11 protein-coding genes are annotated in these 12,404 nt (G+C 65.9%); 4 read left to right on the plus strand and 7 right to left on the minus strand.

All coding sequences use genetic code 11. The features are described 5' to 3' along the window. Window positions 1–22 precede the first annotated feature (22 nt). On the minus strand, window positions 23–661 hold the full coding sequence (locus tag GYK42_RS16375; RefSeq protein WP_166448341.1) for an NAD(P)H-dependent oxidoreductase: 639 nt from the start codon (window positions 659–661) through the stop codon (window positions 23–25). Window positions 662–781: 120 nt separating this feature from the next. Further along, a complete protein-coding gene (locus GYK42_RS16380) occupies window positions 782–1,780 on the minus strand; it encodes an aldo/keto reductase (RefSeq protein ID WP_166448342.1) in 999 nt (332 codons plus the stop codon). A gap of 99 nt (window positions 1,781–1,879) precedes the next feature. On the opposite strand from GYK42_RS16380, the gene GYK42_RS16385 reads away from it, so the two are divergent. After that, a complete protein-coding gene (locus GYK42_RS16385) occupies window positions 1,880–2,773 on the plus strand; it encodes a LysR family transcriptional regulator (protein WP_346768101.1) in 894 nt (297 codons plus the stop codon). Here the strand turns inward: GYK42_RS16385 and GYK42_RS16390 are convergent. After that, on the minus strand, window positions 2,770–3,852 hold the full coding sequence (locus GYK42_RS16390) for an ATP-binding protein (RefSeq protein WP_166448343.1): 1,083 nt from the start codon (window positions 3,850–3,852) through the stop codon (window positions 2,770–2,772). The genes GYK42_RS16385 and GYK42_RS16390 overlap by 4 nt on opposite strands. Then, on the minus strand, window positions 3,852–4,607 hold the full coding sequence (locus GYK42_RS16395) for a response regulator (RefSeq protein WP_166448344.1): 756 nt from the start codon (window positions 4,605–4,607) through the stop codon (window positions 3,852–3,854). The genes GYK42_RS16390 and GYK42_RS16395 overlap by 1 nt, the downstream gene beginning before the upstream one ends. Window positions 4,608–4,740: 133 nt before the next feature. Here GYK42_RS16395 and GYK42_RS16400 point away from each other — a divergent pair, with 133 nt between their 5' ends. The 3 genes from GYK42_RS16400 to GYK42_RS16410 are packed head-to-tail and all read left to right on the plus strand — an operon-like array spanning window position 4,741 to window position 10,463. Further along, window positions 4,741–5,910 (plus strand): efflux RND transporter periplasmic adaptor subunit, encoded by a 1,170-nt coding sequence (locus tag GYK42_RS16400; protein WP_166448345.1) that lies wholly within the window; start codon window positions 4,741–4,743, stop codon window positions 5,908–5,910. A 33-nt stretch (window positions 5,911–5,943) separates the two neighbouring features. Further along, a complete protein-coding gene (locus GYK42_RS16405; RefSeq protein WP_166448346.1) occupies window positions 5,944–9,090 on the plus strand; it encodes an efflux RND transporter permease subunit in 3,147 nt (1,048 codons plus the stop codon). Further along, window positions 9,090–10,463, plus strand: a complete 1,374-nt coding sequence (locus GYK42_RS16410; protein ID WP_166448347.1) for an efflux transporter outer membrane subunit — start codon at window positions 9,090–9,092, stop codon at window positions 10,461–10,463. The genes GYK42_RS16405 and GYK42_RS16410 overlap by 1 nt, the downstream gene beginning before the upstream one ends. Window positions 10,464–10,466: 3 nt before the next feature. On the opposite strand, the gene GYK42_RS16415 is transcribed toward GYK42_RS16410, so the two are convergent. The 3 genes from GYK42_RS16415 to GYK42_RS16425 form a co-directional block, all read right to left on the minus strand. Beyond that, entirely contained in the window at window positions 10,467–11,288 is an 822-nt protein-coding gene (locus GYK42_RS16415; protein ID WP_166448348.1) for a hypothetical protein, read from the minus strand. A gap of 88 nt (window positions 11,289–11,376) precedes the next feature. Then, complete coding sequence (locus GYK42_RS16420; RefSeq protein WP_166448349.1) at window positions 11,377–11,946, minus strand: Hcp family type VI secretion system effector; 570 nt, start codon at window positions 11,944–11,946, stop codon at window positions 11,377–11,379. Between the two features lie 41 nt (window positions 11,947–11,987). Next, complete coding sequence (locus GYK42_RS16425) at window positions 11,988–12,260, minus strand: DUF6150 family protein (RefSeq protein WP_166448350.1); 273 nt, start codon at window positions 12,258–12,260, stop codon at window positions 11,988–11,990. Window positions 12,261–12,404 lie beyond the last annotated feature (144 nt).

A 12,404-nucleotide genomic window follows, 5' to 3' on the forward strand; every position in this document is an offset into this window, starting at 1 on the left:
TTTTCAGTCACTGGCGAGGTGCTTATGCCAGCTCGGTGATGAATTGCTCGCGCGCAGGGCGCACTTTTTTCAGGTCCACCAGCCAGTCGCCTTCGTCGGCGCGGTAGCCGAGCGGCAGCATGACGACGGAGCGCAGGCCTTTTTCGCGCAGCTTCAGGATGTCATCGACCTTGGCTGGATCAAAACCTTCCATCGGCGTCGAATCGACTTTTTCCTGCGCCGCGGCGATCAGGGCCGTGCCCACGCCGATGTAGGCCTGGCGTGCCGCGTGCTGGTAGTTGGTTTCCGCATCGCGCTGTGGATACGTGGCCAGGATTTGCTGGCGGTAGGCTTCCCAGCCTTCGTTCTTGAAGCCGCGCACTTCATTGACCAGGTCAAAGCGCGCATTGATGCGTTCGACCGTGTAATTGTCCCAGGCGGCAAACACCAGCAGGTGCGAGGCGTCCGTCACTTGCGACTGGTTCCACGCATGCGGCTTGATCTGCTCGCGCAGGGCCGGATTCGTCACGACGAAGACTTCGTAAGGATGCAGTCCGCTGGAGCTGGCCGTCAGGCGCACGGCTTCCAGAATGCGCTCGACCTTGTCTTGCGGCACCGTTTTCGTCGGGTCCATTTTCTTGGTGGCGTAGCGCCATTGCAGTGTTTCGAGCAAATCGGACATATAAATCCCTTTCATAATGAATATTTTAGATTGGAAATGATAGCGGATTCAGGCATTTCAAGTGCAAAGAGGCAAAGAATTGCTTGTCATACTCAAGCTAGCGCACTCCAGCATGATTGTCTACAGGCCAACCATGGCAAGCTCCACCGCCGGGTAGCGCGCGCCGTGGACGGCAGCGGGCGCAATGGCGGCGCCGATGGCGGCCAGCTCGGTGTCGCTCAAGGTGATCTGCGCGGCGGCCACATTTTCTTCCAGGTGGACCAGACTGCGGGCGCCGGGAATCGGCACGATGTCGGTATCTTGCGCCAGCAGCCAGGCCAGGGCCAATTGCGCCGCCGTGGCGCCGCGCGCGGCCGCCAGGCGCTGCAATTCGGCAACGAGGTGGGCGTTGGCCGCCATTGCGGGCAGCTGGAAGCGGGGCAGGCTGTGGCGGTAATCGTCTGGCGCCAGCGCGGCGCCGGATGTGAGTTGGCCCGTCAGGAAGCCCCGGCCCAGCGGGCTGTAGGGCACGAAACCGATGCCGAGCGCGCGGCAGGCGGGCAGTACGTCCGCTTCCACGTCGCGGCTCCACAGCGAGTATTCGGACTGCACGGCCGCAATCGGGTGCACGGCGTGGGCGCGGCGCAGGGTGGCGGCCGACACTTCCGACAGCCCCAGGTGGCGCACCTTGCCCGCCCGTACCAGTTCGGCCATGGCGCCGACCACGTCTTCGATGGGCACGGCGGGGTCCACGCGGTGCTGGTACAGCAAGTCGATGCACTCGATGCCGAGCCGGGACAGCGATCCTTCCACGGCTTGCACGATGTGCTCGGGCCGACTGTCGACACCGGCCATGCGTTCGACGCCTTGGCCGTGAGGCAAGATCTTGAAGCCGAACTTGGTGGCGATGTGGACCTTGCCGCGCAGTTCCTTCAGGGCGCGGCCTACTAAGTCCTCGTTGGCGTAGGGACCGTAGACTTCCGCCGTGTCGATCAGGGTCACGCCCAGTTCCACGGCGCGGTGCAGCACGCGCAGCGAGGTGGCCTCGTCCGCGCCGCCATAGGCAAAGCTCATGCCCATGCAGCCCAGACCGATGGGGGCGACGCGCAAGCCGTAGTTGCCCAGTGTTCTGTGTTCCATTGTCATCCCTTTTCAAAAAAAGATGCCAGGAGTATGGGCGAAGGAACAGCATGCGATAAGATAGCTAATCCTGCACGTATTACTGAATGAATCTCATGAATGATGGCTGACCTCAACGAATTGACGGCCTTTGCCGCCGTCGCCCGCCTGCGCAGCTTTCGCAAGGCGGCCCTGGAACGGGGCGTGTCCGCCTCCGCCCTCAGCCATGCGCTGCGCGCGCTGGAAGAGCGCCTGGGAGTGCGCCTGCTCAACCGCACGACGCGCAGCGTCACGCCGACGGAGGCGGGCCAGTTGCTGCTGGCGCGGCTGGCGCCGGCCATGCGCGAAATCGATGATGCCTTGCTGGATCTGAGCACCTTGCAGGATGTGCCCGCAGGCAAGCTGCGCCTGAACGTGCCCCGCCCGGCTGCCCGGTTGCTGCTGGCGCCCATGCTGGCCGGTTTTGTCGCCCGCTATCCGCGCGTGCAGGTCGAAGTGGTGACCGACGACGGCATGATCGATATCGTGCGCGACGGTTTTGACGCGGGCATCCGCTTCGGCGAGCAGGTGGCGGCCGACATGATCGCCGTGCCCGTGGGCGCGCCGCAACCGTTCGTGGTGGTGGCGTCGACCGCCTACTTGGCGGCGCATGGCGTGCCAGCCACGCCGCGCGCGCTGCTGAACCACGCCTGCATAGGCCGGCGTTTTCCCAGCGGGCGCCAGTACGCGTGGGAGTTCGAGCAGGCGGGCGAGGGCGTCAGCATCGCCGTCGGCGGGCCGCTCGTGTTCGACGATGATGAACTGATGCTGCGCGCGGCCCGCGATGGGGCGGGACTGGCCTATGTGTACGAGGCCGATGCGCGCGCCGATATCGCGGCGGGCCGCCTGGCGTGCGTGCTGGAGAGCTGGCTGCCGCCGCCGTCCCGTTACTTCCTGTACTACCCGAGCCGGCGGCAGATGCCGGCCGTGCTGCGCGCCTTTGTCGACATGGTCCGCGCCGACGGTCTTGCTTAGGCGGCCGGCGGCGCGCCGTGCTCGACCGGCCACTTGATGGTGAACACGCTGCCGCCCGCCTTGCCGCGCGTGCAGGCCGCGCTGCCGCCATGCGCGCGCGCGATGGCTTCGACCACGGCCAGACCCAGGCCGCTGCCTGCATGCGGGTCGCCGCCGTCGCTGTCGCCGCGGCGGAAGGCTTCGAACACGTGCGGCGCCAGTTCCTCTGCAATGCCGGGGCCCGCATCCTCGACGCTCAGATAGTACTGGCCGGCCAGTGCGCGGGTGCGCACGCGCAGCAAGCCCGGGTGCGCGTAGCGGCGCGCGTTGTCGAGCAGGGCCAGCACGATTTGCCGGATGCGCGCCGCGTCGCAGCAGACGGGATGGTCGGACAGGTACAGCTGCAGGGTAAAGCCGGCCGCTTCCATCTCCTGCGCCAGCAGGCGGCCCACTTCCTCGATTTCCAGGGTCAGGTCCGTCCACGCCATGCGCAGTTGCATGTGGCCGCTGTCGGCCAGGCTCAGGGTGCGCAAGTCCTCGATCAGGCGGCCCAGGTCCTCGACTTGCGCCAGCAGGCTGGAAAACGGCACTTCCTCGGGCTTGAAGACGCCGTCGACGACGCCCTGCAAGGTGCCGCGCAGGATGGTCACGGGCGTGCGCAGTTCGTGCGCGATGGCCGCATTCCACGTTTCGCTTTCCTTGGCCCCCCGCTGCAGGCGCTCGGCCATGCTGTTGAAGTCATCGACCAGCATGGCCGTCTCGCCCAGGCTGCGGTCGCCCGCGAAGGCGCGCGCGGACAGGTCGCCGTGGGCCACGCGGCGCACGCTGTCCATCACGGAATTGATCGGTTTTAAGATGCGCGCGGCCAGCTTGATGGCGAAAAAGGCGGCCAGGCCCAGGCCGAAGACGGTGATGGCGAAGATCCACAGCCATTCGACGGTGCTGGGCGACCAGTCGTCCGGCTCGGACAGCATGCCGGGATCGATCTTGAAGGCGATGGCGAAGAAGGTCCAGGAACCGATCCAGATGATCAGGATGCTGCACACCATCAGCACGGACATCGACAGGATGATTTGCCGGTTCAGGCCAGTGAAGCGCATCAGAGATCGCTTTCCAGCCGGTAGCCCACGCCGCGCAGGCTGGCCGGCATGTTCATCACGCCCGCTTCTTCCAGCTTCTTGCGCAGCTTGCTGACGTGGCTGTCCACCGTGCGTTCCATCGAATTGCTCTCGGGCATGCACGACTCGAGCAATTCCAGGCGGCTGCAGACGCGGCGCGGCGTACGCGCCAGGTGCGCCAGCAGGCGAAATTCCGTCAACGTCAGGCTGAGCATGAGGGGCTGGGCCATGCCTTCCTGCAGCACGCTGGCCACATACGTTTCCTGGTCGATTTCGATGGGGCCGCAGCGCAGGCGCTGGCCGCCCACCGGATGGTGGCGCACGCGCGAGCGGCGCAGCACGGCAGCCACGCGCGCCACCACCTCGGCCGGATTGAAGGGCTTGATGATGTAGTCGTCGGCGCCCACGCGCAGGGCGGCCAGTTTATCGGCGTCCTGGTCGCGGGCCGTGAGCATGATGACGGGCGTTTCGCCGCGCCGCCGCACTTCCGCCAGCACGCCCCAGCCATCGACACGGGGCATTTGCACGTCGAGCAGCAGCAGGTCCGGCGCCAGCGCCAGGTGCTGCTGCAGCGCTTCCTGGCCATCGTGCGCGAAGGCCGTGCGGTAGCCGTCGCGCTCGAGGTAACCGGCGAGGATGCGGGCGATTTGCGGTTCATCTTCGGCGATCAGGACGAGGGCGGAAGGCGGCGTGGTGGCAAGGAAGGAGGGCTGGCTGGCGCTGTGATGATAGTTCATGCAATTAGTCTAGCATTCTTCGCTGTCTCCATCGAATCTCCACATTTCTTTGACGGAACATCCACGTTGGCCTTCTATGCTCTTGTTATCTGTCGACCGGACTGCCGGTTGGGATCAGCCATAGAGAAAAGTCATGCCAGTAAAGTACCTCACCAGGAAAAACACGTTGATCGCCGCGGCACTGCTCAGTCTTGCCGCCTGTTCCAAGCCCGCGCCGGAAGAAGGCGCCGCGCCGCCCGCCGCCGTCACGGTGCTCAAGCTGCAAGCGGCGCCCGTCGTCCTCAGCGACGAATTGCCGGGCAGGGTGGCCGCCTTCCGCACGGCCGACATCCGCCCGCAGGTGGGCGGCATCGTGCTGCGCCGCCAGTTCGAGCAGGGCGCCGAAGTGAAAGCGGGACAGAAGCTGTTCCAGCTCAATCCGGCGCCGTTCCAGGCGGACGTCGATTCGGCCGCCGCCGCCCTGCAGCATGCGGTGGCCACGGCAAACCGCGCCAGCAGCCAGGCCGACAGGTTAAAACCGCTGGTGGAAGCGGACGCCATCAGCCGCCAGGCCTATGACGACGCCGTGGCCCAGCGCGAGCAAGCCGTGGCCACCGTGGCGCAGGCGCGTGCCGCCTTGGCGCGCCGCCGCCTGGACCTGGCCTTTGCCAGCATCGAGGCGCCGATTGCCGGGCGCATCGGCTCCGAACTGGTGACGGAAGGCGCGCTCGTGGGCCTGGCTGACGCCACGCCGATGGCGCGCATCCAGCAGATCGACAAGGTGTATGTCGACGTGCGCCAGCCGGCCGCCGCGCTGGCCGCCTTGCAAGCCTCGGGCAACGGGGGCGCCGACAAGCTGCCCGTGACCATTTTGGGGGCCGATGGCCAGCCGCATCCCGTCACGGGCCGCATCCTGTTCTCGGGCATCAGCGTCGATGCGGGCACGGGCGATGCCGTCATCCGCGTGCTGGTCGACAATCCTCAGCGCCAGCTCTTGCCTGGCATGTTCGTGCGCGCCCGCATCGCCCGCGCCGTGCAGGCAAATGGCGTGCTGCTGCCGCAGCAGGCCGTCTTGCACAGCAGCGGCGGCCAGGCGCAGGCCTGGGTCCTCGATGGCACGAACAAAGCGAGCCTCAAAACCATCGCCGTGGGTGACGTGATCGACCACCAGTACGTGGTCAACGGCGGCTTGAAGGCGGGCGAAACCGTCGTCATCGAAGGCCAGGAACGCTTGCAGCCGGGCGCCACCGCCGCGCCGCAACCGTGGAAGCGCGCCGCCGCCGTGGCTGCAACTGCGGCAACTGCTGCCGCCAAGGCGCATTGATGCGCCATTTGAATACCATGAAAGCTTAACGACATGCCTCAATTTTTCATCAACCGCCCCGTCTTTGCGTGGGTGGTGGCGGTCTTCATCGTCCTGTTCGGACTGATCGCCATACCGCAATTGCCGATTGCGCGCTTCCCCTCGGTGGCGCCGCCCAGCGTCAGCATCAGCGCCAACTACCCTGGCGCCACGCCGCAAACCATGAACGATTCCGTGGTGAGCCTGATCGAGCGCGAACTGTCGGGCGTCAAGCACTTGCTGTATTTCGAGTCGTCCACCGATACCTCGGGCTCGGCGTCGATCAACGTCACCTTCCAGCCCGGCACGAATCCGGAAATGGCCCAGGTGGACGTGCAAAACCGCCTGAAAGCCATCGAACCGCGCCTGCCGCAAGCCGTGCGGCAAAACGGCTTGACGGTGGAATCGGCGTCGTCCGGCTTTTTGATGATCGTCAGCCTGATTTCCGACAATGGCCAGCATGACGAAGTGGCGCTGGGCGACTACCTGGCGCGCAACGTGACGGAAGAACTGCGTCGCATTCCCGGCGTGGGCAAGGTGCAGCTGTTCGGCTCCGAGCGCGCCATGCGCATCTGGGTCGATCCTGCCAAGCTGGTGTCGTACAACATCGCCATGGGCGAGCTGACGGCCGCCATCGCGCAGCAAAATGCGCAGATCGCGCCGGGCCGCCTCGGTGACTCGCCTGCCGTGCACGGCCAGCGCGTGACCATCCCGCTGACGGTGCAGGGCCAGTTGCAAACGCCACAGGAGTTCGCGGCCATCGTGCTGCGCGCGAATGCGGACGGCTCGAAAGTGACCATCGGCGACGTGGCGAAAGTGTCGCTGGGCGCGCAAAGCTTCAATTTCAGCATCCGCGAAAACGGCCAAGCCGCGTCGGGCGCCGCCGTCATGCTGTCGCCGGGGGCCAATGCCGTACAGACGGCCAGCGCCGTGCGTGCGCGCATGGCCGAACTGGCGCACACCATGCCGGCCGGGATCAAGTATTCAGTGCCGTTCGATACGGCGCCGTTCGTGAAGATATCGATTGAAAAGGTGGTCGTCACCTTGCTGGAAGCGATGGTGCTGGTATTCCTCGTCATGTACCTGTTCCTGCAAAAGATACGCTATACCCTGATTCCCGCCATCGTCGCGCCAATCGCGCTGATGGGCACTTTTACGGTCATGCTGATGGCCGGCTACTCCGTCAACGTGCTGACCATGTTCGGCATGGTGCTGGCCATCGGCATCATCGTCGATGACGCCATCGTCGTGGTGGAAGCCGTCGAGCGCCTGATGGCGACCGAAGGCTTGTCGCCGAAGGAGGCGACGTCGAAAGCCATGCGTGAAATCACGGGGGCGGTAGTGGGCATCACCCTGGTGCTGACGGCCGTGTTCATCCCGATGGCCCTGGCCAGCGGTTCCGTGGGCGCCATCTACCGCCAGTTCACACTGGCCATGGCCGTGTCGATCCTGTTCTCGGCGTTTTTGGCGCTGACCCTGACGCCGGCATTGTGCGCCACCATGTTGAAACCCATCGGTCCGCACGACCATGACAAGAAGGGCTTCTTCCTGTGGTTCGACCGCCAGTTTGAACGCATGACGGCCCGCTATGAAAAAGGCGTGGTGGCGATGGTGAAACGCGCGGGCCGCTCGATGGTGCTATATGGCGCCATCGTCGCGGCGCTGGGCATGGCTTTCATGCAACTGCCGTCGGCCTTCTTGCCGGAAGAGGACCAGGGATACTTCATCACCTCGATCCAGCTGCCGTCCGACGCCACCATGGAGCGCACGCTCGATGTCGTCAAACTGTACGAGCAGCACGTGGCCACCCGGCCCGGTATCGAAGTGAACCAGTCTATTCTTGGCTTCAGTTTTTCCGGTGCGGGCCCGAACGCGGGCCTGGCCTTCACCATGCTGAAGGATTGGAAAGAGCGCAACGGCGCCACGGCGCAGGAAGAAGTGGCGCTGGCGCAGGCCGCCATGTCGCAGGCGAAGGAGGGCGTGATCATGAGCCTGATGCCGCCCGCCATCGATGAACTGGGCAATTCTTCCGGCTTTTCCCTGCGCCTGCAAGACCGCGCCAGCCAGGGCATTGAAGCCCTGCAGGCGGCGCAGAACCAGCTGCTGGGCCTGGCCGCGCAAAGCAACAAGGTGGCGGGCGTGTATCCGGACGGCTTGCCGCCCGGCGCCAGCGTGCGCCTCGATATCGACCGCACCAAGGCCGAAGCGCTGGGCGTATCGTTTACGGCGATTGCCGACATGCTGACGGCGGCCATGGGCTCGACCTATGTCAACGATTTCCCGAATGCCGGCCGCATGCAGCAGGTGATCATCCAGGCCGATGCGCCGTCGCGCATGCAGTTGAACGACGTGCTGGCCCTGCGCATCCGCAATAACGCGGGCGGCATGGTGGCGCTGGGTGAACTGGTGCGCCCCGTGTGGAGCGAATCGCCGCTGCAGCTGGTGCGCTACCAGGGTTATCCTGCGGCGCGCATTTCGGGCAGTGCGGCACCGGGTGTGTCGAGCGGCGACGCCATGCTGGAAATGGAGCGTCTCGTGAAGCAGCTGCCACCCGGCTTCGCGCTGGCGTGGACGGGCCAGTCGCTGCAAGAGAAGGAATCGGCCTCGCAGGCGCCCATGCTGATGGCGCTGTCGATGCTGGTGGTCTTCCTCGTGCTGGCGGCCCTGTATGAAAGCTGGTCGATTCCCGTCTCCGTGATGCTGGTCGTGCCGCTGGGATTGCTGGGCGCCGTGCTGGCCGTGATGTTGCGCGGCATGCCGAACGATGTGTTCTTCAAGGTGGGCATGATCACGATCATCGGCCTGTCGGCGAAGAACGCGATCCTGATCGTCGAATATGCGCGCCAGCTGCAGGCGCAAGGCAAGGGCTTGGTCGAGGCGACCGTGGAGGCGGCCCGCCTGCGCCTGCGCCCGATCTTGATGACGTCACTGGCGTTCGCGCTGGGCGTGGTGCCGCTGATGCTGGCCACGGGCGCCAGCGCCGAGACGCAGCACGCGATCGGCACGGGCGTGTTCGGCGGCATGATCACCGCCACCGTGCTGGCCGTGTTTTTCGTGCCCGTGTTCTTTGTCGTGGTGCTGGGCGCCGTCGACAAGATGAGCAGTTATTTCAACAAACGCAGTCATCGCATCGCCGTCAAGGCGGTGGAAGGAGAGTTGTAATGCGTTTATTCTTTATTACGCCCCTGGCCGCGCTGGCCTTGTCGGCGTGTTCATTGACGCCGCCGCTGGTCAAGCCGGCGGCGCCGATCCCTGCCGCGTATGCCGAGGTTTCCGCGCCAGCCATGGGCGACACTGCGGCCGACCTGGGCTGGCGCCAGATGCTGCTCGATGCACGCCTGCAGCGCCTGGTCGACATCGCCCTGGAAAACAACCGCGACTTGCGCGTGGCGTCCCTCAACGTGGAAGCCGTGCGGGCCCAGTACCAGATCCAGGATGCGGGCCGCTATCCGGCCATCGGCGCCAATGCGGGCGGCGTGCGCCAGCGCGGCGCCGATGCGGTGACACAGAATCAGTTCACTGCCGGCATCGCCATGAGCGCGTTCGAGATCGACCTGTTCGGCCGCCTGCGCTCCCTGTCGGACGCCGCGTTTGCCCGCTACCTGGCCACGCAGCAGGGCCAGCGCGCCGCGCACATGGCCCTGATCGGCGCCGTGGCCGATGCGTATCTGGAGCAGCGGCTGGCGGAAGAGCAGCTGGCGCTGGCGCGGCAGACCCTGCTCGACTGGCGCCAGGCCTTGCTTCTGACGCAGCGCCTGCACGGCGCGCAGCAGGGCAGCGGCCTGGACGTGGCGCAGGCGGAAGGGCAGGCCGCCACGGCGGAGGCGGACGTGCAGGCGCGCGAACGGGCCAGTGCCCTGGCGCGCAACAACCTGGAATTGCTGCTCGGTGCGCCGCTGCCGACGGACTTGCCGGCTGGCCGTCCGCTCGACGGCCAGCCCGTGCTGACACAGCTGCCTGCCGGCCTGCCGTCGGACTTGCTGGCGCGCCGCCCGGACATCCTGCAGGCGGAATATGCGCTGGTGGCGGCGAATGCGGAAATCGGCGCCGCCCGCGCCGCCTTCTTCCCGCGCCTGTCGCTGACGGCGTCGCTGGGCTTTGCCAGCCCGGAGCTGGGCGACCTGTTCCGTGGCAGCGCGCGCAGCTGGTCGTTCGCGCCGCAAGTGACGCAGCCGCTGTTCCAGGGGGGCCAGCTGCGCGCGGAACTGCAGCTGTCGCGCCTGCGCAAGGACGTGGCCGTGCTGCAGTACGAGCAGGCGATCCAGTCGGCCTTCCGCGACGTGCGCGACGGCCTGGCCGGCAGCGCCACGTACGCGCAGCAGATCGATGCCCAGCAGCGCGTGGTGGCGGCGGCGCGGCAGCGCCAGCGGCTGTCGCAGCTGCGCTACGACGCGGGCCAGGACAGCCGCCTGGAATTGCTCGACGCGCAGCGCCAGTCGTATGCGGCGCAGCAGACGTTGCTCGACGCGCGGCGCGACCAGTTCAAGTCTGCCGTGGCGCTGTACAAGGCGCTGGGGGGCGGGCTGGAAGAGTAGGGGCTAGGCGGCAGGCCTTGGCGGCGCCAGCGCCAGCGACCACGGTTCCCGTCCCGGACGCAGGGCATACGCGACCAGGGTGCCGTCGCCGCTGGAATCGGCCAGCACGGCGGCCACGCCGTGGACCGGGTCGCCGGACAGGGCACGCAAATCGAAGTTTGGCATGCTCAGGCGACTCCACCTTGGCTGGGCGCCCGAGTCCAGCATGCACAGCTGCCCCTCGCCATAGGCGATGAAGCCATCATGGAAATTACCCGTCACCATCTCGATGGCCAGCGGTGGCGGCGGCAGCGCCGTCCAGGCGTCGTTGGCGTGCGGCAGTTTTGCTGCCGCACCGTCGCCCACCGCCAGCATGCCATGCTGCCAGTCGCCGGCGATCAGGGCAGCCTTGCCGCGCAACAGCGTGGGCAGGGCGGCGCAGCGCTCCCATGCATTCCACTCACCATTGCCATTGGCGGACCTGTCCAGCCGGTACAGGCCGTGGCCATCGGCGGCCAGCAGCAGGTAGCCGTGATGGTGGTCGCCGGCCAGGCCGGCCATGCCGGTGCCGGCAGGCGGCCCCGCGACGTCTTTCCAGCGCGCCTGCGGCTGGCCCAGGGCGGCGAGAAAACGGATGGCAGTGCCATGGACCAGCGTGGTGTAGCCGACGCTGTCGCCGAGCAGGCAGGCGAACGCCGTATCGCCAGGTAGGAAGCCAGGGGCCCTAGCACAGTCCCGCCAGTACAAGTTCGGCTCGACCTGGGCCAGGCTGCGCACCGTGCCATCGTCGCCCAGCAGTACGATACCGGTGGCGGGGCTGCCGGCGATGCGGATGTAGTTGCTCATGCGGGTATCCTTATCGCGTGTGTCTTGCTGAATGTCTACCATGCCAGACGCCGGGACTGCCGGGGCGAGCAGGCGAAGGTCATCTTTATCATGCCGTAAAGGCCCCGATCGGGCGGTTGCGCGGCAGGCTCCAGCCTGCCGTGTGTTGGGGGCCGGGCTTGCCGTCGGCCTGCTGCACGCTGTGGCTCCAGAGGATTTCCGTAAAGTTCAGCTTGAACTGTTCGGTGGGCATGTCGTCAGGATGGGTTTGCAGCTGGATTTCGCTGATCAGCGCGTCGCGCAGCGAGATGGTGATGATGTTGACCGTCTTGTCGCCTGCGTTGCGGGCGATGTACAGCTTGGTCGGCTGGGCCGCACCTCGGCCCAGCGGCTCGGCGCGCAGGCACAGTTCATACAGCTTGACGGACGTCTGGTCGACATATTTGACGCAGGTAAATTCCGTGATCACGGGTCGTCCGGATGTGCGCGCAGAATTGCTGACGTCCGTCGTTATTTGCTGCTTCATGCCTTGGTGCAGCGAGACCAGCTCGATGCATGGACCCATGCCCTGCAGCGCAGCGGCGTCGCGCCAGATGGCGTCGATGCCGGCATTGCCATCACCCGGCGTCTTGCCGAACACGAGCTCCCCGTTGCCGGGTTCCAGCAAAATCAAATCCATGGCAATGCTCCCTTCAAGTCAGTGTGTACGGACCTTTTGCGCTACAGCTGGATATGGTGCGGGCGTGGCACCTGCCAGCCCGCTTCGCCGTAGCTGTCGACAAAGCAGATTTTCAACTGCGCCATGCCTTGCGAGGTGAAGCAGACGATTACCGTGGCGCTCTGACGGTCACGGGTGACGAACCATTGGGCGTCGCTGCGCGCCAGGCCGAAGCTGCTCACGCGATGCACCAGCAGGTCGGCGCTGCCGCGTTCCACCAAGGCTACGCGCAGCTGCGCATCGCCCAATACGGTTGTCTGATACACGACTGCCATAGTCCGCCCCATGTTTTTGGATATCCTGTCCAAGACTATACACTGAGAAAGTTGCCTAAACACAAGCATAAATTGCGCCGGAATAAATTTTTTTGCATGGCTGCATCCAAACGCGGGCACGGCGAGTAGTACAGGGGTGCGCTC

Source organism: Janthinobacterium lividum (assembly GCF_011601275.1).
In the GTDB taxonomy this organism is placed as follows: Bacteria; Pseudomonadota; Gammaproteobacteria; order Burkholderiales; family Burkholderiaceae_D; genus Janthinobacterium; species Janthinobacterium lividum_E.

Coding starts and splice junctions, on each gene's coding strand:
- GYK42_RS16405 (WP_166448346.1), top strand. CDS start 5,944: ATGCCTCAATTTTTCATCAACCGCCCCGTCTTTGCGTGGGTGGTGGCG.
- GYK42_RS16375 (WP_166448341.1), bottom strand. CDS start 661: ATGTCCGATTTGCTCGAAACACTGCAATGGCGCTACGCCACCAAGAAA.
- GYK42_RS16420 (WP_166448349.1), bottom strand. CDS start 11,946: ATGGATTTGATTTTGCTGGAACCCGGCAACGGGGAGCTCGTGTTCGGC.
- GYK42_RS16415 (WP_166448348.1), bottom strand. CDS start 11,288: ATGAGCAACTACATCCGCATCGCCGGCAGCCCCGCCACCGGTATCGTA.
- GYK42_RS16390 (WP_166448343.1), bottom strand. CDS start 3,852: ATGCGCTTCACTGGCCTGAACCGGCAAATCATCCTGTCGATGTCCGTG.
- GYK42_RS16400 (WP_166448345.1), top strand. CDS start 4,741: ATGCCAGTAAAGTACCTCACCAGGAAAAACACGTTGATCGCCGCGGCA.
- GYK42_RS16385 (WP_346768101.1), top strand. CDS start 1,880: ATGATGGCTGACCTCAACGAATTGACGGCCTTTGCCGCCGTCGCCCGC.
- GYK42_RS16395 (WP_166448344.1), bottom strand. CDS start 4,607: ATGAACTATCATCACAGCGCCAGCCAGCCCTCCTTCCTTGCCACCACG.
- GYK42_RS16410 (WP_166448347.1), top strand. CDS start 9,090: ATGCGTTTATTCTTTATTACGCCCCTGGCCGCGCTGGCCTTGTCGGCG.
- GYK42_RS16425 (WP_166448350.1), bottom strand. CDS start 12,260: ATGGCAGTCGTGTATCAGACAACCGTATTGGGCGATGCGCAGCTGCGC.
- GYK42_RS16380 (WP_166448342.1), bottom strand. CDS start 1,780: ATGGAACACAGAACACTGGGCAACTACGGCTTGCGCGTCGCCCCCATC.